The 19883-nt window shown below is 62.0% G+C and carries 18 protein-coding genes; 12 read left to right on the top strand and 6 right to left on the bottom strand.

What is annotated here, in order from left to right; all coding sequences use genetic code 11:
• Positions 1–18: 18 nt before the first annotated feature.
• On the bottom strand, positions 19–1137 hold the full coding sequence (locus H567_RS0113130) for an aminotransferase class V-fold PLP-dependent enzyme (RefSeq protein WP_208598379.1): 1119 nt from the start codon (positions 1135–1137) through the stop codon (positions 19–21).
• 421 nt (positions 1138–1558) lie between these two features.
• Here H567_RS0113130 and H567_RS0113125 point away from each other — a divergent pair, with 421 nt between their 5' ends.
• Entirely contained in the window at positions 1559–2041 is a 483-nt protein-coding gene (locus tag H567_RS0113125; RefSeq protein WP_035254395.1) for a DUF4442 domain-containing protein, read from the top strand.
• Positions 2042–2184: 143 nt separating this feature from the next.
• Here the strand turns inward: H567_RS0113125 and H567_RS0113120 are convergent, their stop codons facing one another.
• Positions 2185–3447, bottom strand: a complete 1263-nt coding sequence (locus H567_RS0113120) for an MFS transporter (RefSeq protein WP_028321750.1) — start codon at positions 3445–3447, stop codon at positions 2185–2187.
• A 405-nt stretch (positions 3448–3852) separates the two neighbouring features.
• Between H567_RS0113120 and H567_RS0113115 the strand changes: the two genes are divergently transcribed.
• The 3 genes from H567_RS0113115 to H567_RS0113105 are packed head-to-tail and all read left to right on the top strand — an operon-like array spanning position 3853 to position 7111.
• The gene (locus H567_RS0113115; protein WP_035254393.1) at positions 3853–4989 is read left to right on the top strand and encodes a 2-hydroxyacyl-CoA dehydratase subunit D; all 1137 of its coding nucleotides are present in this window, start codon (positions 3853–3855) and stop codon (positions 4987–4989) included.
• A gap of 11 nt (positions 4990–5000) precedes the next feature.
• Positions 5001–6320 carry a 2-hydroxyacyl-CoA dehydratase subunit D gene (locus H567_RS0113110; RefSeq protein ID WP_051184827.1) on the top strand — a complete coding sequence of 440 codons (1320 nt, stop codon included), beginning with the start codon at positions 5001–5003 and terminating at the stop codon, positions 6318–6320.
• An 11-nt stretch (positions 6321–6331) separates the two neighbouring features.
• Positions 6332–7111, top strand: a complete 780-nt coding sequence (locus H567_RS0113105) for an acyl-CoA dehydratase activase (protein ID WP_028321747.1) — start codon at positions 6332–6334, stop codon at positions 7109–7111.
• Positions 7112–7153: 42 nt separating this feature from the next.
• Here the strand turns inward: H567_RS0113105 and guaA are convergent, their stop codons facing one another.
• The 3 genes from guaA to H567_RS0113090 form a co-directional block, all read right to left on the bottom strand.
• Complete coding sequence (gene guaA, locus H567_RS0113100) at positions 7154–8713, bottom strand: glutamine-hydrolyzing GMP synthase (protein ID WP_028321746.1); 1560 nt, start codon at positions 8711–8713, stop codon at positions 7154–7156.
• A 77-nt stretch (positions 8714–8790) separates the two neighbouring features.
• Positions 8791–10254, bottom strand: coding sequence for an IMP dehydrogenase (gene guaB, locus H567_RS0113095; protein ID WP_028321745.1), 1464 nt, complete (start codon positions 10252–10254; stop codon positions 8791–8793).
• Entirely contained in the window at positions 10244–11191 is a 948-nt protein-coding gene (locus H567_RS0113090; protein WP_153306186.1) for a Ppx/GppA phosphatase family protein, read from the bottom strand. The genes guaB and H567_RS0113090 overlap by 11 nt, the downstream gene beginning before the upstream one ends.
• Positions 11192–12084: 893 nt before the next feature.
• Between H567_RS0113090 and H567_RS29335 the strand changes: the two genes are divergently transcribed.
• From H567_RS29335 to H567_RS0113055, 8 genes are all read left to right on the top strand, one after another.
• Positions 12085–12315 (top strand): hypothetical protein, encoded by a 231-nt coding sequence (locus tag H567_RS29335; protein ID WP_153306185.1) that lies wholly within the window; start codon positions 12085–12087, stop codon positions 12313–12315.
• A gap of 102 nt (positions 12316–12417) precedes the next feature.
• The gene (locus tag H567_RS0113085) at positions 12418–12798 is read left to right on the top strand and encodes a cytochrome c3 family protein (protein ID WP_028321743.1); all 381 of its coding nucleotides are present in this window, start codon (positions 12418–12420) and stop codon (positions 12796–12798) included.
• A 60-nt stretch (positions 12799–12858) separates the two neighbouring features.
• Positions 12859–14139 (top strand): 4Fe-4S dicluster domain-containing protein, encoded by a 1281-nt coding sequence (locus tag H567_RS27260; protein ID WP_051184825.1) that lies wholly within the window; start codon positions 12859–12861, stop codon positions 14137–14139.
• Positions 14132–15100 (top strand): RnfABCDGE type electron transport complex subunit D, encoded by a 969-nt coding sequence (locus tag H567_RS0113075; RefSeq protein ID WP_028321742.1) that lies wholly within the window; start codon positions 14132–14134, stop codon positions 15098–15100. The genes H567_RS27260 and H567_RS0113075 overlap by 8 nt, the downstream gene beginning before the upstream one ends.
• Complete coding sequence (gene rnfG, locus H567_RS0113070) at positions 15093–15677, top strand: RnfABCDGE type electron transport complex subunit G (RefSeq protein ID WP_028321741.1); 585 nt, start codon at positions 15093–15095, stop codon at positions 15675–15677. Before H567_RS0113075 ends, rnfG begins: the two co-directional genes overlap by 8 nt.
• Positions 15678–15695: 18 nt before the next feature.
• Positions 15696–16289, top strand: a complete 594-nt coding sequence (rsxE, locus tag H567_RS0113065) for an electron transport complex subunit RsxE (protein ID WP_028321740.1) — start codon at positions 15696–15698, stop codon at positions 16287–16289.
• Positions 16290–16331: 42 nt separating this feature from the next.
• On the top strand, positions 16332–16907 hold the full coding sequence (locus H567_RS0113060; protein ID WP_028321739.1) for an electron transport complex protein RnfA: 576 nt from the start codon (positions 16332–16334) through the stop codon (positions 16905–16907).
• Between the two features lie 124 nt (positions 16908–17031).
• Positions 17032–19101 carry an FAD-dependent oxidoreductase gene (locus tag H567_RS0113055; RefSeq protein WP_028321738.1) on the top strand — a complete coding sequence of 690 codons (2070 nt, stop codon included), beginning with the start codon at positions 17032–17034 and terminating at the stop codon, positions 19099–19101.
• Here H567_RS0113055 and H567_RS0113050 read toward each other — a convergent pair.
• Positions 19061–19537, bottom strand: coding sequence for a SoxR reducing system RseC family protein (locus H567_RS0113050; protein ID WP_028321737.1), 477 nt, complete (start codon positions 19535–19537; stop codon positions 19061–19063). The two genes, H567_RS0113055 and H567_RS0113050, sit on opposite strands and share 41 nt — an antisense overlap.
• Positions 19538–19883 lie beyond the last annotated feature (346 nt).

Genomic DNA, 19883 nt, shown 5'->3' with positions numbered 1-19883 from the left:
GCAGCCGGATCCCCGTCATTACAAAAGCCTGTCGAGGATCTCGAAAAACCGCGCCGCATCGGCTTCGTCGTTGTAGAAATGGGGTGAGAGGCGGATCAGGCCGCCCCGCTCCGAGACGAGCACACGCTCTTTCAGCATGGCCTTGAAGAGGAGCAGCGCCTCCCCGCGCGGGCGGAAGGTCAGGATGCCCGAACGCTCGGCGGGAGACATCGGCGTCACGGTTTCGAGGCCCCTTTCCGAAAGCCCCGCGGCCAGAAGATCGTTCAGCTGGAAAATGCGGCGCCGGACCGTGTCGATCCCCGCCTCCAGGAGGAGCTCGACGGCAGCGCCCAGTGCGTAGATGCCGGAGACATTCGGCGTACCGGGTTCGAGTTTGGCGGCGCCGGACTTGAGTTGGTAACGGATGTTGAAAAAATCCTCTTCATTCTCGACGCTCCTCCAGCCGATCTGCGTCGGGTGGAGCCGGCGGAGCGTCTCCCGGTCCACATAGAGCATCCCGCATCCCAGGGGACCCAGGAGCCACTTGTGCCCCCCCGCCGCGAGGAAATGAATCCCTGATGACCGCACATCGATCGGCAGCACCCCGAGGCTCTGGATCGCATCGACGCAGAAAAGGAGGCCCTCCTCCCGGCAAAGCCCGCCGAGGGCCTGCAAGTCGGAGGCGCCACCGGTCAAAAAATCCACCGAACTGACCGCCAGAAGCCGCGCCCCTTTCCTGAGCGCCCTGCGGACATCGCCCGGGTCCACGATCCCCTCTCGGCGCTCCACGAAGATCACCTGGACCCCCTTTCTCTCGAGATCGAGCCAGGGGTAGATGTTGGACGGGAAGTCAGGGCGTGACACCAGGACCGCGTCGCCCGGCCGCCAGTCGATCCCTCCCGCGACCGCGCTCAGCCCCTCGGATGTGTTGCCGACAAAGGCGATTTCCTGATACTCCGCGCCGATCAGCCGCGCCAGGAGCCCGCGGACCTCGCCGATCCGCTTCATCCACTCCGGGAACATGACAATCCCGTGGTGCACCCTGTCTTCGTTCAGACGGGCCAGCTCCGCCGCCACGCGCCGCGGCATCGGCGAGACGGCTGCGTGGTTCAGGTAGGTATAGGAGCGGGTGACCGGAAATTCTTCTCTGATCGTCATCTGATCTCTCATATCGATTCCCCTTCGTCCCGATCGAGCACCGGACGTGAGATCGCGGCCGAGGCCGGATTGGACACAGCCATTCGCATCTGGTATGCTGCCAGGGTTGACGGACCTTTGAAAAACGCCCATCTGCTGCACTGGGCTCATCCCGCGCCACGGCGGCGCACCTGTGTGTGCGCCTCATTCCGAGGCGTTCCGCAAGCCCTGCATCCGGCCATTTTTCCGCCGCTTGTACACAAGGGATTTTTCAACAGGCTGCTAAAGGTCCCGATGAAATGGAAACCCTCAGGGTAGAGGCGCCCCGTTCCCAATCAACCACAATCGGTCCTGATCCGCAAGGGCTCTTTCCCTGCGGCGCCGGCGCCTTGCGCGCCGTAGCCACGCGGGATCCGGCCGTGATGCGGGCAGAGGAGGCCGGATGAACCCCATCTTCGAACGGCTTGCGGAAAACCCGCGGATCTTCCGCCGGCTCTTGAACCTGTGGTTTCCCTATCTCGGCGCCGGGATACACGTCGAAAGGATCCGTCCGGACTGGCGCCGGATCGACGTACGCATGCGGCTGCGCTGGTACAACCGCAACTATATGGGGACCCACTTCGGGGGGAGCCTCTTTGCCATGACCGATCCGTTCTTTGTCCTCATGCTGATCAAGAACCTCGGCAAGGGCTACTGGGTGTGGGACATCGATGCCCGGGTGCGCTTCATCGCACCGGGCCGCGGGACCGTCCGCGCCCGTTTCGCGCTTTCGGAGGCGGTCGTCGAACAGACCCGGCTCGCAGCCGCCGGCGGAGAGAAGGTCCTGCAGACGTTTACGGCCCGGGTGTTCGACGAAAAGGGCGACTGTGTAGCCGAGGTCGAAAAAACCATTTATATCCGCCGGAAAAAGCACCGATCACGCTGAGCCGCTCAGGGGCGAGGCGCTCCTCGTAAACATCTGCCATTTGTTCAAATAGGGGATAGCACCTCAAGGGGAATCGAGCACCCTGCAGACGGGCTCCCTCCGGAATGCCGGCCGGACTGTATTTCCAGGGCCTGATCGGACGGTCATCCAACCGGCCGCCTGAGGTCCCGGGTGTCGCGTGAAAAGCAGTACAACAGGGTGACAGCCGTCAGACACCCGCTGCAGAGCAGGAGCGCCGCGCTGAAGGCGGCCGGCCCTTGCGAATCCCCGGGAAAGATCCTCTGCATGAAGGCCCCGAGGCCATGCAGAAACGCCGCCGGGCCGATCATGGTGAAAAAGTTGATGCCCGTCATGGCCATGCCCGCCATCTCGGACGGCATCCGCTCCTTGATATGGGTGTACATGAGCTGACCCGAGGCCCGGAACATCCCGAGGGTCGTGATCAGCAGGGCCAACCAGACGAAGGCCATACCGGCGGGCAGGATGGCGAGGATTCCGGTCATCGCCGCAAAGGTCACCAAGCCGAGCACGATGATCCATTTGCGCGTGCGGACGAGACGGTCCGAAACTCCCCCCCAGAACGGGCTGCCCAGGATCATGCCGACGTTCAGGAGAAAAATCAGGTTGCCCGTCTGCACCGGCGTGAGGCGCATCACCTCCATCAGATACGGACCCGCCCAAAGGGTCTGGAAGGAGGCGAAGATGCCGTACCCGACGAAGCTCCCCATCGATATGATCCAGTAGTCGCGGTTTTTCAGCAGCACGGCAAGACGGGCGATGGAATGCCCGCCCCCGCCCGCTGCACCCTTTTCAGCCCTGTCTTTCCCCTCATTCGGGGCGTCCCGGACGACGGCGTACAGGCCGGCGACAAGGACCAGGTTCACCGCAGCCACCGTCAGAAAGGCCCAGCGCCACCCCACGAGATCGACCAGAAGGACCAGGGGGGTCGTGGCCGCCATGTTGCCGATCGTCCCGATAGCGAAAACGATCCCCGATAGGGTGGCGAAGTAGACGGGGCTGAACCAGCTTGTCATGAGCTTGAGCGTCCCCATCAGGTTGCAGGCCATCCCGATCCCCAGGAGAAGACGCCCGAACACCCCCATCGAAAGGGAATGCGCCGAGGCGAAGACCACCGCCCCGACGACCCCTGCAATGGAGAGCCCGGTCATCATCCTGCGGGCGCCGACCCGGTCGAGGAAGATGCTGATAGGGATCTGCGTCAGGGCGAAGGCATAGAAAAACGCCGCCGAAAGGAAGCCGAGCTCGGCCGTGTCGAGACCTAGATCGGCCGTCAAATCCGGTGCGATGACCGCATTGGTCGCCCGATAGAATTGGGACAGAAAAAAGTTGGCCGCTGTGATGGCGAATATCGCCCAGCGGCGCTGCTGGTCGTTTAAAGTCGGCAAAGCGTGCGAGCCCTCCCTTACGGTTATTCCGGCCACCCGGGAGCATATATCCAACCGGAGCCGATTTGCAATGATCATCCGGGAGGCCGCATGCCCAGGCATGAATTTTCCCAAACATCTGCAAGAATACCGTATAATTTTAGTGGTATTTTCGAATAACCGCGGTTTTTTCCCTTCGGATCCGGCGCCACGCCCCGAGGGTCCCGAAAACGGGGACCCCGGCCGCAGCGGAAGAAGGCCGTAGCGGACGGCCTCGGTCGTGGGCGGAACAGGGCAGGCTTCCGGGCCTGTAAGCGCCCCGTCGACAGGGGTCGCTCTTTCATCAATCGCCGCGAGCGATGGCTTCGAGACGGAGTGAAGCCCGTGAAGAACACCTTTCCAGAATCCCCAGACAGAACGGCCGAAATGCACAGGCCGGATGTCTCCGTCGAAAACACCCTTCGCTCTTCCGAGGCCTTCGCAGCGCCGAATCGGAAGGATTACATCCAAACGCAGAAGGCCTCGCACGGCCGAAAGATCTTCGGGGTCTTCCCCGGCCACTACCCGCGCGAACTCCTCTGGGCCTTCGACATCCTGCCCGTCGAGATATGGGATCCGCCGATCGAAACCAGCCGGGCGGACGCGCATCTGCAGTCCTACATCTGCCCGGTCGCAAAGCGCGGGCTCGAACTGATCCTCGACAGCCGCGCGCGGGGCCTCGACGGCGTCCTTTTCCCGCACCTCTGCGATACGCTCCAGAACCTGGCATCTCTCACCGCCCATTACCTCCAGCCGGATCTTCCGGTCTACTTCTTCTACACGCCCAAATCGACGTGCCCGGCCCCGTCCTGGAAGTATTACATCCAACAGACCAGGGGGCTGGCCGAACGGCTCGCCGAGCGCTTCGGCCCCCTCGACCCGGCGCAGTGGGCGGCGCGTTCGGCGCAGGCGCTCGAGCTGGACCGGGCGCTCGAGGCGCTCTACGCCCTCAGGGCAGGCGGCCGTCTCGTCTGCTCGAACGCGGCGTTCTACAGCTTCATCCGCCAGGCCGAATACCTGCATCCGGACGATTTCCTTCCGCGGATCGAGCGCTTCCGGGCGGTCTGCGAAGGGAAGGCCACGGGCGGCAAAAGGGTGCTCCTGAGCGGCATCCTTCCGAACCCGCCGGAGACCCTCGAAGCCCTGGACGACCTCGGGGTCCGGGTGGCGGATGACGACCTCCTCGATGCCGGCCGCCGCATACCGGCCCACGCGCCCCGCTCGGCCGACCCCTGGGAGCGCGCGGCCGAGCGCTTCTTCGCCCTCCCCCCCTGCAGCACGGGCTCGTCCCCTCTGAAGGCGCGCCTCGAGCGGCTGGCCGCCATGGTCCGGTCGGCCTCGGCCGGCGGCGTCATTTTCTGGACCGTCAAATTCTGCGAACCGGAGGCCTTCGATCTGCCGGAGCTCCGTTCGGGCCTCAAGCGCCTCGGCATTCCCTCGCTCGTGATCGAAAGCGCCCTCGACGAAGGGCTGACCGGCCAGACGGCCACGCGGCTCGAGGCCTTTCTGGAGATGCTTCCCTGAATGGAGAGACCATGACCCTTCTGCCTGCCATCCGATACCGCTTCATGAAGGACATCGGCGCACCGGCCGCCATGCGCTTCGCAAAAATGGGGAAGAAACGGCCTGCGCGCCCGCCCGACCCCCTGTTCGCACCCCCCTTGGCTGCCACCCGGCGCCTCAAGGAGCTCATCAGCCGCCATTATTTTCTCTCCCGGTACACCCGGGGGGCGATGCCCGTCGCCTGGGTCACGAGCGGCGCGCCGGTCGAGATCCTGCGCCCTTTCGGCTATTACACCCTCTACCCCGAAAACCACAGCGCCCTGTGCGGCGCCCAGAAGGTCGGCGGGCGCATGTGCGCCCATGCCGAAGAGCACGGCTACAGCCCCGATCTCTGCTCCTACGCGCGCATCGACCTCGGGCACGCGCTCACCGGAAACACCCCCGTCGGGCGGCTCCCCCGGCCGGACCTTCTCTTCGCTTCGAACAACATCTGCCAGACCGTGCTTTACTGGTACAAGATCCTGGCGGCGCGTTACGGCATCCCGCTCATTCTTTTCGACACCCCTTATCGCTTCGCGGACGCGGAGGGCGGGCCGGACCTCGAATACATGGTGGGGCAGATGGAGGCCATCATCCAGCAGCTCGAGGGCATCAGCGGACGGCGCTTCGACCGGGAGGCCTTTTCGCGGACCATCGACCTCGCAAAAGAAACCTCGCTTCTCTGGGGGCGGGTGCTCGCCACGATGAAGGCCCGACCGGCCCCCATGACCATCTTCGACGCCTTCGCCCACATGCTGCCGATCGTGTCCCTCCGCGGCCTGGAATCGGCCCGGGGCTACTACCGCCTGCTCCTGGAAGAACTCGAGGAGCGCGCAGAGCGGGGCGTTGGCGCCATCCGCGAGGAGCGCAAGCGCCTCATGTGGGACAATATCGCCATCTGGCCCCGGATGCGGGAGCACGCGAATCTCTTCGCCTCGCACGGGATGGCCTTCGTCACCGCCACCTACACGAACGCCTGGGCGGAGACCACCCCCCTGCTCGACCCGGGACGCCCCCTGGAGTCCTTGGCGAAGGCTTACAGCTGTGTTATCCTGAATCATCATCTAGAGCACCGGCTGAAGCTCATGGAGCGTCTGATCCGCGAATACCGGGTCGACGGGCTGGTGATCCACTCGGCCCGGAGTTGCAAGCCGTACTCCGTCGGCCAGTACGATATCAAACGCCTCCTCCTCGAACGCCTATCGATCCCCTCGGTGGTCATCGAGGCCGACATCGCCGATGAGCGGGCATACGCCGAGGAGCAGACCCGCACGCGCCTCGAGGCCTTTTTCGAGGCGCTCGAAGAGGAATAAAGGAAAGAACGATGCACTATGCCGCCGGCATCGACGTCGGATCCCTCAGCACAGAGGCCGTCATTCTGGACTCAGAGGCCCGCATCGTCGGGGAAAGCATCCTGGAGACCGGATTCCACAGCACCCGGGCGGCCGAAAAAGCCTTCGAAGCCGCCCTCGCCCATGCCGGCCTGCCGGCTGAGGCCATCGAGACCGCCGTGGCGACGGGCTACGGGAGGATATCGGTCCCCTTTGCCGCCAAACGCATCACGGAGATCTCCTGCCATGCCCTGGGGGCGTGGCGTCTTTTTCCGGACACAGGGACCGTGATCGACATCGGCGGGCAGGACTCGAAGGTGATTCAGGTGGGGACAGAGGGGAGGGTCCTCGATTTCACCATGAACGACAAGTGTGCAGCCGGAACCGGCCGCTTCCTGGACGTAATGGCCGCCAAGCTGGAGGTCCCGCTCGAGGACCTCGGACGCCTCTCCCTCGAGGCGCGCGGTGAAGCCACAATCAGCAGTGTGTGCACCGTCTTCGCGGAGAGCGAGGTGGTCTCGCTCGTAGCGCGGAACCACCCCAGGGAGGAGATCATCCGCGGCATCCACCGCTCCATCGTGCACCGCGTCGTCAGCATGGTAAGGGTCGTCGGCGTCCAGGGCCAGGTCACGATGACCGGGGGCGTGGCCCTCAACCAAGGGGTGGTCGCCCTGCTTTCGGAGGAACTGGGCCGCCCCGTCCGGGTGCCCGCCGAACCGCGCACCGTGGGGGCCTTCGGGGCCGCTCTGCACGCCCTCAAAGGCGGCGCCTGAGGCGGCCCGGGGTCCTATCGCCCCTGCGGGCCGGAACCGAGTTCACTCCCACTCGATGGTCGCCGGGGGCTTGGAGGAGATGTCGTAGACGACGCGGTTCACCCCCTTGACGCTGTTGATGACCCGATTGGAGATGCGGCCCATCACCTGATAGGGGATCCGCGACCAGTCGGCGGTCATGGCATCCAGGCTGTCCACGACGCGCACGGCGATCACATGCTCGTAGGTGCGCTCATCCCCCATCACGCCGACGGTCCGGACGGGCAGCAGCACGGCGAAGGACTGCCACACCTTTTCATAAAGCCCGGCGTTGCGGATCTCTTCGATCACGATCGCGTCGGCCGCGCGCACAATCTCCAACCGTTCGCGGGTCACCTCGCCGAGGATCCGCACGGCAAGGCCCGGGCCGGGGAAAGGCTGGCGCATGACCATCTCCCGGGGGAGGCCGAGTTCGACCCCCACCTGGCGCCCCTCGTCCTTGAACAGTTCGCGCAGGGGCTCGATCAACTCGAGATTCATCTGTTCAGGCAGCCCCCCCACGTTGTGATGGCTCTTGATCGTCGCCGAAGGCCCTTTGAAGGAGACGCTCTCGATCACGTCGGGGTACAGGGTTCCCTGGGCGAGATAGCGCGCGTCGCCCAACTCCTTGGCCTTCTGCTCGAAGACGGCGATGAACTCCCGGCCGATGATCTTGCGCTTCCGCTCGGGGTCGGTGACCCCCTCCAGACAGGCAAGGAAGTGGTCCGAGGCATCCACCAGATGGATGTCCATCCCGTAGTGCTCGCCGAAAAGCTCCATCACCTCCCGGGCCTCGTTGAGGCGCAGAAGACCGTTGTCCACGAAGATGCAGCTCAGCTGCGGCCCGATGGCCTTGTGGAGCAGGACGGCCGTCACCGAGGAGTCGACCCCCCCGGACAGTCCGCAGATGACCCGGTCGTCTTGGATCCGTTCACGCAGGCTGCGGATGGTCCGGCGCGCAAAGGACGCCATGGTCCAGGTGGGTTCGCACCCGCAGATCGTGTAGAGGAAATTCTTGAGGAGCCGGGTGCCGTCCGGGGTGTGGACCACCTCCGGGTGGAACTGCACCCCGAAGATGCGCCGGGAGGGGTCCGCCATCGCCGCCACCGGGCTGTTGCGGCTCCCGGCCAGTGCGGTGAACCCGGCGGGCATGGCCTCGATCCGGTCCCCGTGGCTCATCCAGACCATCATCCGGCCTTCCTGTTCACCGAGCCCGTGAAACAAGTCCGTGTCGTCCTGGATATCGATCGTCGCATGGCCGTATTCCCGATCCTCGGCCCGCGTCACCTGGCCCCCGAGCAGGAAGGTGATGGACTGCATCCCATAGCAGATGCCCAGGATCGGTACGCGCATCTCCAGGATCTCACGCCGCAGCATCGGCGCATCGGCGTCATAGATGCTCGCAGGCCCCCCCGAAAGGATGATCCCCTTCGGGGCATACGCCTCGATCTTTTCAAGCGCCAGGTTGAAAGGGTGAATTTCGCAGTAGACCTGCGCCTCCCGTACGCGGCGCGCGATGAGCTGGGTGTACTGCGACCCGAAGTCCAGGATCAGGATCTTTTGCTTGTAAAGTTGACTGCTCATGAATCCATCCGTCTCCGTCTGTTCCGCAAGGGTCTTGACCCGTTCGGGCCCCGGCGGGTTTCAGGGCCCTCCATCGCCTACTCGATCCGGTAATTGGGCGCCTCTTTGATGATGATGACATCATGGACATGGCTCTCTCTCAAGCCCGCCGGGGTGATCTGGACAAACTCCGCACGCTCCTGGAGGGTCCGGATGTCGGGGCACCCGAGGTAGCCCATCCCGGCCCTCAGTCCACCGACCAGCTGATAGATCGTGTCGGCCAATGGCCCACGATACGGGACCCGGCCGACGATCCCTTCCGGGACCAGCTTCTTGTCGGATTCGGCCTTTTCCTGGAAATAGCGGTCTTTGCTCCCCTCCTTCATGGCCTCGAGGGATCCCATGCCGCGATAGACCTTGTAGCTCCGGCCCTGATAAAGGATCGTCTCGCCGGGGCTCTCCTCCGTCCCGGCGAAGAGGCTCCCGATCATGACCGAATCGGCGCCGCCTGCCAGGGCCTTGGTCAAATCCCCGGAAAACTTGATGCCGCCGTCCCCGATGAGCGGCACACCGGCCTTGCGGCAGGCCTCGGAGCAATCCATGATGGCCGTCATCTGTGGAACGCCGACCCCGGCAACGACCCGGGTCGTGCAGATCGAACCCGGCCCGACTCCGACCTTGACCGCGTCCGCGCCCGCATCGATCAGGGCCCGCGCGCCGTCGGCCGTCGCGATATTGCCGGCCAGCAACTCCAGATCTCCGTAGCGCTTCTTGATCATCGCGACCGCCTCGATCACCATGGCCGAGTGCCCGTGCGCGGTGTCCACCACCAGCACGTCCACATTGGCCCCGATGAGTGCAGCCACCCGCTCCATCATGTCGCCCCCGATGCCGACGGCCGCCCCGACCCGTAGCCGCCCGAGCGTATCCTTGCAGGAATTGGGGTACTTCTTGATCTTCTCGATGTCTTTGATCGTGATCAGGCCTCTGAGCTTCCCCTCCTCGTCCACGACCAGCAGTTTCTCGATGCGGCGGGCATGCAGGATGGCCTTCGATTCCTCCAGCGTGATCCCCATCCGGGCCGTGGCGAGATTGTCTTTCGTCATGACGGCCTGGACTTCCTGGTCGAGGTTGGTCTCGAAGCGCAGGTCACGGTTGGTGATGATGCCGACCAGGTTGCCGTCCTTGACGACCGGTACCCCGGAAATCCGGTACTTTTCCATGATGGCGACGACATCGTGAAGCCGGCTCTCCGGCTCGATGGTGATTGGATCGATGATCATCCCGCTTTCGGACTTCTTGACCTGTTCGACCTCCAGGACCTGCCGCTCGATCGGCATATTCTTGTGGATGAACCCGAGGCCCCCCTGCCTGGCCATCGTGATGGCGGTGTCCGCCTCGGTCACCGTATCCATCGCCGCGCTCACGATCGGGATATTCAGGGCGATATTCCGCGAAAGCCGGGTCGTGACATCCACCTCCGCAGGCAGAACCTTGGACTGGGCCGGCACGAGAATGAGGTCATCGAATGTGTAACCGAATGCAATGTCCTTATGATGCATGTTTTTCCCCCTTCAACTGATCCATCAGAATCCCTTCGAGCAAATCGGACAGACTGACCGTCATAACCGAGGCGTCGAGGTGCTCCATCACCTGCATGATGCAAAGCGTCCCCGCCAGGATGACCGGGGCGCGTCCGGCGTCCAGGCCGGTCATGCGCGCCCTCTCGGAGACCTTCAGACGCCTCATCTCTTCGAACAACGCCGTGAGCGCGGGCTTTTCGACACGCAGTCCGTTGACCGTCGAGGCATCGATCCGCTCGACCGGCAGGCCGTGCAGCATCGCAGCCAGGGTCACGGCGGTCCCCCCCGTTCCGGCAAGCCGCGGGGAGGCGCCGCGGGCGGGCTTGAGAATCGGTTCGGTAGCCCGGTCAACCGCGCGCCGCAGCATCTCGATCTCGTGCTCGAGAGGCGGGTCGGCAGCGAAATGCGCCTCGGTCAGCACCGCTGCACCGATTGGAACCGAAAAAACCTCCGTACCCGCCTCCCCGCCGATCATGAACTCGGTGCTGCCGCCGCCGAGGTCAAAAACAACAAAGGGCCCCTTTCCCATGCCAAGGGCCCATAACACCCCGCTCGCCGTGAAGCGGGCCTCTTCTTCCCCCGAAAGCAGCCGGAGGCGGAAACCCGTCGCGCCGGCCAGCCGCCGCAGGAAATCCTGCCCGTTGGACGCCTCTCTCAGAACGCCGGTGCCGATCACGACAAACCGCTCGACGCCTGAGGCGCCGGCCCGGTCCCGAAAACCCCTGAGCGCGGCCACGGCCCTGTCGAGGGCTTCGCCGCTCAGCCTTCCGCCGTTCGATCGCATCCCCTCGGCAAGGCGCACATACACGCGGTCCCGAAGCGTCTCACGCAGCACTCCGGGCGCCGCCCCCCAACCCCCCACCAGCATACGGGCGGTGTGGGTCCCGAGTTCGATGACGGCCAACCTTCCGCTCATGAACAAACGGCCAAACGATCCTGCAACCTCGCCGGCGCAAGGGCTCGATGCCTTTCGTGAAGGCCGCTTATCGTGTAAAATTCGAATCGCATTTTTTCACGTATTTTAACATGCTTCTTTGGCGTTGAACACCGGGAAGTTTCAGCATGTGAGGGTTCCCCCATCACGGCGGAGTTTCTCCCTTAAAAACGGCGATTTCCCAACGATAGGCAGAAAATCAAGCGGTTGCGCGGAGGCGTACGCATAGTACGCCGCACAAGCAAGCGCGCAGATTGACGCCGAGATTGGGCAAAAACACAATTTCCGGCTGGAAATTAGCAAACACGCTGCCTATTTGCAAGAAACAAAACCCTCCCTCTCTCGCCCGGGCCCCTGGTCTCATTCGGTGACGGCCCCCCGGCACCCGGGGACGCTGGCACCGGCTCCCGCGAAATTCGCGCCGATCAAGCATCGGCGGGATTTCCGCACCTCCACCAAACCCAAAAACTGCTTGACAAAACGCGACCATTTCCGCTAGAAATGCCCCTGTGAAATTTCCGATGGTTTTGTAAGTATTTACAAGCCTGATGAAACCCCAATGCGATCACAAGGCTGTGCCTTTATGTATCTTGACCTTTCACAGGGTGCTGTCAGTCGACCGGTTTTGCCGTGTTCGGCTCACAGCCCGCCGTCGGATGAACCATTCCGGATGGCGACCCCGTCGCTCGCTGTGCGGCGGAGGCGCCCCCTCCCTTATTATTCCTGTCTCGCAATCCAGGGAGATCCGGTCCTGCGCCGGTGCTGTTGCCGGTAAGAGCGGAAGCGGATGCGCCCGATCTGCCGGGGAGGGAGATTTTTGCAGTCAGGAAGAGGCGCATCGGGGACAGCGGACTATGGCTGCAGGCGGAACGCGGATGTCTAAAGGATTTGTATCGTTTTCACTCCATGGCGGTGCAGGATTTCGCCGCCCACGGGGTGCGTTATCGACAATGAAAGCGATTCCTGTGTTCGTCACGAGAAAAATGATTTCCGGGCAGAACTCCGTTTTTGATCCGGAAATGACCATTTTCTGTCAATATCAAGGAAATCGAACCGTTGCGCGGAGGCGATCTGCAAGCCGCCGCACAAGCAAGCGTGCAGATTGACGCAGAGACCGGCAAAGAAATCCATTCCCGGATGGGGACGTTTGTTGGGAGAGGCGGAGAATTTTACCCCTGGAACCACTCGCTTGATGAAGGGATACTGGTATGGGATCCAAATCTGAGAAAATGATCGCTTACTGCCTTGCAGCGGTACTGCTGGTCGTCGGTGTCGTTTCCTACGTCGCATCGGCGCACCAGAAACCGGATGAACTCGTGAGGATCATGCTGCAGAACAGCGCCGGCGGCGTTCTCTTCACCCACATGAACCACGCCTCGGAAGATGAATACGGGATCGCCTGCACCGACTGCCATCATGCCTGGGATGAAGACCCGGAGACCTCCCCGGGCCGTTGCAGCGAATGCCACGAGCCTGAGAGTGAGGATCCCATGAAGTCGTCCGATGCGTTTCACATGTTGTGCCAAGGGTGCCATGAGGACGGGGGCAGCGGCCCTGTTGAATGTGGTGAATGCCATGTGTTTCAGTAGCGATTCGAGCTGCGGGCACTGCGAACCCTTGCTGCCCGTCGATTGGGTGAGGAGGTGTTTATGTTGAAGAGATCCTTTCTCAGCCTGACAAAGCCCAGGCTGAAATCCCCGGTTTTGTGGACCGAGGCGTCCACCGCGCCGCTGGAGATGCCCACCCCGCAGACCGGAACTTTCTTTTTCCCGCAGCAGGGCCCCCTCAAGGATACCCTCGGCCTGCGCCCTGGAGACACCATCAGGACGGGGCAAAAACTCTCATCGATCCTTGACGACAAGCGTTTTCTGGTTTCCCCGCTCACGGGGGCGATCCGTGCGATCGACGAATACACCGGATACATGGGCCAAAAATACACCTCGTTCGCGGTGGACATCAAACCGGAAGACGAATGGGACCCCGGTTTCGGCGAAAAGGTCGACCGGGGCGATTTCGAGGGCGCCGTAGCCCATTTGAGCAATCTCCCGGGGGGCGATATCTTTGAACCCCTCGCTGCCGTCAATGACCGGACGGCGACGATTCTCATCAGCGCCCTCGAGAATGACCTGTTCGTCGCAAACAACCGCCATGCCTTGACCGGCGCTGCCGATGCCCTTAAAAACGGCATTGCACAGCTCAAGGGGGCGGCGCCCTCCGCCAGGGTTCTCCTTGCAGCCCCCTCCGATCTCGGCGGCGCGGCGAACCGCGCCGGGGCAGAGGTCCACCTGATCGATCCGATTTACCCGGAGACGCTCAAGCCCCTGCTTATACGAAGACTCCTCGGCAAGACCGGCGGGGGCGAGCGGGCAGGGTCGGGCGCCGTCTTCGTCACGGCTGATGCCGTGGCCCTCTTGGGGGAGGCGTTCAGCCTGAAGCGCATCCCGGTTTACAAGGTCTTCAGCGTCTTCGATAAGACCATGAGACCTCATCAAGTCAAGGCCCGGGTCGGCGCACCGATCCGCAATGTCCTCGAGGTGCTTCAACTCTCGACGGAACACGGAGACAGGCTGATCAGCGGCGGTCTGATGCGGGGGCAGGCGCTTTTTTCCGAGGATTTTCCAATCCTCCTGAGCACAACCGGTCTTCTCCTGCAGGACAAACTGCAGGTCAAGAGTGCAGATGACACGCATTGTGTGAACTGCGGGGAATGTGTTCGTGTCTGCCCTGCAAGAATACCAGTGAACATGCTGGTCCGTTTTCTCGAAAACAGACTCTACGATGAGGCCGAACGGGACTGGGACCTCTTCTCCTGCATCGAGTGCGGCCTTTGCAGCTATGTCTGCATCGCTCATATCCCGCTCTTTCACTACATCATGCTCGGCAAATACGAGATTGCCCAGATGAGGGGCGAGGAGGAAGCCCATGCTTAACCAGAAACTCTTAGTCGGCTCGCATGCCCCCTTCTGGCACAACGGCAGCAGCCTCTCCAACAAGAATGCCAACATCTTGCTGGCTGCCTTGCCTGCGGTCGCCATGGGCGTTTACCAGTACGGGATCCCCGCCCTGGCCGTGCTGGCGCTGAGCGTCGCCTCAGCTATGATCTGGGAGTGGCTCTTCAACCTCGCAGCCCGCCGCCCTGTGAGTATCGGAGATCTGGATGCCGCCGTGATCGGGATGATCCTCGGCATGTTGTTGCCTGCCGGGGTCACGTGGTGGGTTGTCATCGTCGGGTCATTCGCGGCCGTTGTCATCGGTAAAATGATCTTTGGCGGCGTAGGCTGCAACCCCCTCAATCCGCCCCTGGTCGGGTTGGCCATCCTGATGCTCTCCTGGAAATCCCTGGTCGAATTCAACGCCGCCCTGGTTGACTACAATCTCGGTTTCAACATGATCTATCCCCTGAGCGCCGTCAAATTCCTTGGGGCGGGCGCCGCTGCGGACTACGATGTCACGGGGTTTCTCATGGCAGGCCAATCCGGTGCGATCGGGGCCACATTCGGCCTCGGGTTGATCATCGGAGGCATCTATCTGATCCTGCGCGGATTCATCCGCTGGGAAATCGCTGTTTCGTTCCTCGTGGGCGTTTTCCTGGCGGCCCTTTTGTTCAACCTGAGCGACGCGGAGAAGTACGCCCCGCCCCTCTTCCACCTGCTTACCGGCTACACGCTGATCGGGGCCTTCTTCCTTGCGACCGAAGATTCCTCATCTCCAATCAATTTCGTACCCATGCTCATATACGGCCTGGCCGGCGGTGTCATGACCGTCCTGATCCGCAACATCGGGGCCTTCGTCGACGGAGTGGTCTTCGCCGTTCTCCTCTTGAATGCCGCAAACCCGCTGCTCGACAAGATCAGACCCAAAGCGATGGGGAGGGATATTCAAAATGCGTGAAATGCTGAGGCTTTTCCTTTCGGTTGTGATATTCAGCGCCCTTGCCGGCGGCCTCCTGACCGCCTTGCAGAACAGCACCAAAGACCGGATCGAGTACCAGCAACTGCTGTTCGTCAAGGGACCGGCCATCATGGAGATCCTCGACGGTTGCACCAACGATCCCCTCATCGACCGCTTCAAACTCCAGGACGGCGAAACGGAAAGAAGCTTCTTTATCGGCAAGTTCGATGGGAAGCCTGACACGGTCGCCTTCGAAACCTACGGCGGCGGCTTCGGCGGCGACATCGGCGTGATGGTGGCCGTCAATGTTGAAACCGACAAGATCGTCGGCATCGGGGTGACCACTCACAGTGAAACGCCCGGTATCGGCTCACGGGCAAAAACCGACAAGGCCTTCAGCCGGCAGTTCCAGGGTCTGGACATCGCCCAGACCTTCAAGGTCAAGTCTGACGGCGGGAAGGTGGACGCCATCAGCGGTGCAACCGTCTCGTCCAAAGGCGTTGCAACCGCTGTCGATGCGGCTGGTCAAATCTATCAGCGTTTGAAATCCGAAATCGTGAAGAAGATGCAGGCGTAAGCCGGGGAGACTAGGCAAATGGCAAAAACAGTTGTCCAGGAATTTACCAAAGGGCTTTGGGCTGAGATTCCGCCCTTCCGGCTGGTCCTCGGCCTTTGTCCCACACTGGCTGTAACCAAGTCCGTAGACGGCGGCATCGGCATGGGCATCGCCACGACCTTCGTGCTCGTGTGCTCCAATATCCTCGTGTCCCTTCTTCGAAACGTCATCCCGAAGCAGGTTCGAATCGCCTGTTTTATCGTCGTTATCGCCACCTTCGTCACCGTCGTCGAGTTGCTCATGCAGGCTTTCACTTATCCCCTGTTCCTGCAGTTGGGCATCTTTATCCCCCTGATCGTGGTGAACTGCATCGTTCTCGGTCGTGCAGAGGCCTTTGCCTTCAAAAACAAGCTCCTCCCTTCTCTCGCCGACGGACTCGGGATCGGTATCGGCTTTACCCTTTCCCTCGCCGCCCTCGCTGCTCTCAGGGAGATACTCGGGAACGGGACCTTTTACAATATCCCGCTTTTCGGCCCCTCTTTCCAGCCCTTCACCTTTATGGTGCAAGCTCCCGGGGCCTTTGTGTGCCTCGGCCTCATGCTTGCGGGAATGAACATGCTGGGCAAAAAATAGGAACCGCGGCGCATTCTTCCCGCGGCGTTAGGAGAGACTCATATGGGCGACTACATCCTGCTGGCGATCAGCTGCATTTTTGTGAACAACATCCTGCTGGCGCAGTACCTGGGCAACTGCCCCTTTCTGGGGACATCCAAGAAGATGGAGACCGCCGTCGGCATGGCCATGGCCGTTATCTTCGTCCTTGTCATGGCTGGCGCCATCACCTGGGTGGTCGAATACTTCCTTTTGAGACCCTACGGCTTCGGATTTCTGAGGACCATCGCTTTCATCCTGGTGATTGCCTCCCTGGTCCAATTCGTCGAGATGTTCCTGAGGAAAAGCATCCCTGCCCTTTACGCCGGGCTCGGCATCTTTCTGCCCTTGATCACGACAAACTGCGCCGTGATGGGTGCCTGTCTCATCAACATCAAAGAGGAATACACCTTCATGCAGACGCTGGTGTCTTCCTTCTCCTACGCGGCGGGTTTCGGCCTGGCCCTCGTCCTTTTTGCGGGGCTGCGTGAACGAATCCTGCTCGCCCGCGTTCCCCGGCCCCTGCAAGACACCTCGATCGGGCTCGTGACAGCCGGACTTCTGTCCCTGGCTTTTCTGGCCTTCAAGGGGATGGTTTAGGTCGGTTCTTATCATCGTCGGCCCCAGGAGCACGACTTCGGTCTTGGAGCCATCACGCCTGCTCGAGCAATTCGATCCGGGGGGTTCCCGTGGATCCGCGAGCAGGCTTTAGAGGAGGCATGTTATGCTTGGCGGTCTATTACTCTTGGGCGGATTGGGCTTGCTCTGCGGCGCCGGCCTTGCCGCTGCATCCAAGATTTTTTACGTCTACGTAGACCCGAAGGTCGAGGCTGTCAGTGAAGCCCTGCCCGGCGCGAACTGCGGCGGCTGCGGCTACCCGGGATGCGGTGCGAACGCTGCTGCCATCGTTGCGGGTGAATCGTCGCCCAGTTCCTGCGTCGCCGGCGGTGAGGAGCTGGCCCAGGAGATCGCCCGGATCCTCGGCGTCTCCGTGACCGCCCGCGAACCGGACCTGGCCAAGCCCGGGTGCACCTACGGGTGGGACAAGGCCGATCTCAAATATCTTTACGACGGCATCCAGGACTGCCGGGCCGCGGTTCTCCTGAACGGAGGTTCGAAGATCTGCCCGGTCGGCTGCCTCGGTCTCGGCACCTGCGTCCGGGCCTGTCCCTTCAACGCCCTCTCCATGGGCGAAGACAATCTTCCCGTCGTCGACCTGACGCGCTGCACGGGGTGCGGAACCTGCGAGCGCGTATGCCCCAAAGGGATCATCACGCTCAGTTCCAACACCCGCCGAATCCTCCACGAATACATCACCGATGAATGCACGGCCCCGTGCCAACGCGCCTGCCCGGCCGGCATCGATATTCCGGTCTATATCCGTCAGATCCGCGACGGGGAATACCTCGAAGCGGTCCGGACCATCAAGAGGACCAATCCTTTCCCTGCGGTCTGCGGGCGGATCTGCGTGCATCCCTGTGAATTCGAATGCCGGAGGAATCTGGTCGACGAACCGGTGGCCATCAACCACCTCAAGCGCTTTGCCTCCGATTACGAGAGACGTTCCGGTGAAAGGGTCCATGTGCCAAGGGCGCCCGAAACCGGCCATCGCATTGCGGTCATCGGCGGCGGAGCCGAAGGCCTGACAGCGGCCTATCTCATCAACCGCCTCGGACACGACGCCGCCGTTTTCGAATCGAAAGATGTGCTCGGCGGTCTCTTGAGGATCGGTCTGCCCGAGAACCGCCTCCCGAGAGACGTCCTGGACTGGGAAATCGACGGCATCCTCGACGCCGGGATTGCGGCCCATACGGGGGAACGCCTAGGCTCCGACTTTACCGTTTCCTCCCTCATGGCGGAGGGGTATGAAGCCGTCGTCATCGCCACCGGCGGATGGGACACCCAGTTGACGGAGCGCCGCCCGGAAGCGCCGCTCACGCCTCTTCCGGGCGTACGGCTCCTGATCGATCTGGCGCTGCGTGCCCAAGCCGGGGAGCCGTTCCAATGCGGCAATCGCGTCATGATCCTCGGCGGGGGCCGCGCCGCGATACAGATGGCCCTCACATGCAAAGAACAGGGGACCGACGAGGTCTATCTCGTGGTCCGCACCACCCAGGAGAACACCCATTACCCGGCTGATCTGCTGAACAAGGCCCGGGAGCAGGGTGTCAGGTTCTATCATGGGAGCGCGCTGACTCGCATGATCGGTGAGGGAGACCGTCTGACGCAGGCCGAGATCACCCCGAACATGGACGGCGCCGAGGGCGTCAGCGAGCCCATCATGCTTCAGATCGACACGATCATCGTCGGTGCCGGCCGTTTCCCGGAACTGATATACGTCAAGCAGCCCTCCGAGGGAGAGGCCTCAACGAGCGCATCCACCGCGGTCAAGTGGGAAACCCTTTTCCCTTACGCCAGTCCGTTTGCGAAGGAAGACATCGGCATATTCCGGCCCGGGGAAGTGACGAGCGACTACAAGGCCGTTGTAGAGGCCATCGGCGCTGGGCGGCGCGCTGCTTCATCCCTTCACCACTTCCTGAATGCCGAGCAGGTCATCGCCCCTGCCCATATGATCCGCCAGGATACGCGGGTGCTGAGCCTCGACCAGTTGGAACCCGTAAGTTCAGCCCCGCGTGAGAGGATGCCCGAGAGACCGCCCCAGGAACTCGTGAACGATCCGTCGGCTGAAATCGCCCTCGGTTACAGCGAGGAGCAGGCGCGGACGGAGGCCGGCCGCTGTCTGCAGTGCGGGCTTATCTGTTATCGGCGGGAGGCGTCACTGGGCAGTCGATAGCCGGCTGGCCAGGCAGGATACGGGTCATTTTGGGGAGGAACCGCCCTTTTGCCTTCGCGGCTCGATCGTAGCGCTTGAGGCCGATGAAGGCCGCAGTCAACGCAATGATCCCTCCAAGGATCGAGGCTGGAGTGGGCTCGGCGCCCAGCGCTTCTGCCCAGGTCTGCCCCACATAGGCCCCAGCTATCATCGCCAGGATCGGACCGCAGTAAACCAGCACTGACAGCCGCAACAGCGATCCTGTGGGCATGCTGACCTCCACGCGGTCCCCTACCTTGGCCTTCAGTGTATTGTCGATTTCGACGAGCAGATCTTCATTCGAATCGCTGTAGCACATGTGCCGCGAACCGCAGCTTGCGCAAGCCGGGCTCCGCTGCATCCGGATATGGGCCTGCGCATCCGAAACCTGCTCGACGACCCCTTGTTCAATCGCCATAACTTACCCGTTCATGGTCTGTCCGGAAATGCCTGACGTTGGACATTCCATGCCATCTTTACAGACGTTATCGACCATCTGCGAATTTAGAGTTTGGAGTTTTCCAGGATAACCCAATTGTTTCAAAATACGGATCTCGAGCTTCGTATGGTTCCTTCCATGAGTGAGCTTGAGGATTTGGATTTCATATTCCTTGCCTTTTTATTATAATATAAGCTTTATTGGCAGTTCCTCCAGAAGCATCACCATGAAACTTACTGAAAGATTATATATATTTTTTGAAACAAAATTCAATGTCCAATACAAATCCAGTCTGCATAGACTATCGGGAATTCAAATCAGGACC

Origin of the sequence: Desulfatiglans anilini DSM 4660 (genome assembly GCF_000422285.1) — a bacterium.
Taxonomy (GTDB): domain Bacteria; phylum Desulfobacterota; class DSM-4660; order Desulfatiglandales; family Desulfatiglandaceae; genus Desulfatiglans; species Desulfatiglans anilini.
This window is presented reverse-complemented; position numbering and strand designations above follow the sequence as displayed.

Bases quoted from the DNA above. Each gene is read 5' to 3' on its own strand.
- H567_RS0113130 (WP_208598379.1), bottom strand. From the start codon at position 1,137: ATGACGATCAGAGAAGAATTTCCGGTCACCCGCTCCTATACCTACCTG.
- H567_RS0113125 (WP_035254395.1), top strand. From the start codon at position 1,559: ATGAACCCCATCTTCGAACGGCTTGCGGAAAACCCGCGGATCTTCCGC.
- H567_RS0113115 (WP_035254393.1), top strand. From the start codon at position 3,853: ATGCACAGGCCGGATGTCTCCGTCGAAAACACCCTTCGCTCTTCCGAG.
- H567_RS0113110 (WP_051184827.1), top strand. From the start codon at position 5,001: ATGACCCTTCTGCCTGCCATCCGATACCGCTTCATGAAGGACATCGGC.
- H567_RS0113105 (WP_028321747.1), top strand. From the start codon at position 6,332: ATGCACTATGCCGCCGGCATCGACGTCGGATCCCTCAGCACAGAGGCC.
- guaA (WP_028321746.1), bottom strand. From the start codon at position 8,713: ATGAGCAGTCAACTTTACAAGCAAAAGATCCTGATCCTGGACTTCGGG.
- guaB (WP_028321745.1), bottom strand. From the start codon at position 10,254: ATGCATCATAAGGACATTGCATTCGGTTACACATTCGATGACCTCATT.
- H567_RS0113090 (WP_153306186.1), bottom strand. From the start codon at position 11,191: ATGAGCGGAAGGTTGGCCGTCATCGAACTCGGGACCCACACCGCCCGT.
- H567_RS29335 (WP_153306185.1), top strand. From the start codon at position 12,085: ATGTCTAAAGGATTTGTATCGTTTTCACTCCATGGCGGTGCAGGATTT.
- H567_RS0113085 (WP_028321743.1), top strand. From the start codon at position 12,418: ATGGGATCCAAATCTGAGAAAATGATCGCTTACTGCCTTGCAGCGGTA.
- H567_RS27260 (WP_051184825.1), top strand. From the start codon at position 12,859: ATGTTGAAGAGATCCTTTCTCAGCCTGACAAAGCCCAGGCTGAAATCC.
- H567_RS0113075 (WP_028321742.1), top strand. From the start codon at position 14,132: ATGCTTAACCAGAAACTCTTAGTCGGCTCGCATGCCCCCTTCTGGCAC.
- rnfG (WP_028321741.1), top strand. From the start codon at position 15,093: ATGCGTGAAATGCTGAGGCTTTTCCTTTCGGTTGTGATATTCAGCGCC.
- rsxE (WP_028321740.1), top strand. From the start codon at position 15,696: ATGGCAAAAACAGTTGTCCAGGAATTTACCAAAGGGCTTTGGGCTGAG.
- H567_RS0113060 (WP_028321739.1), top strand. From the start codon at position 16,332: ATGGGCGACTACATCCTGCTGGCGATCAGCTGCATTTTTGTGAACAAC.
- H567_RS0113055 (WP_028321738.1), top strand. From the start codon at position 17,032: ATGCTTGGCGGTCTATTACTCTTGGGCGGATTGGGCTTGCTCTGCGGC.
- H567_RS0113050 (WP_028321737.1), bottom strand. From the start codon at position 19,537: ATGGCGATTGAACAAGGGGTCGTCGAGCAGGTTTCGGATGCGCAGGCC.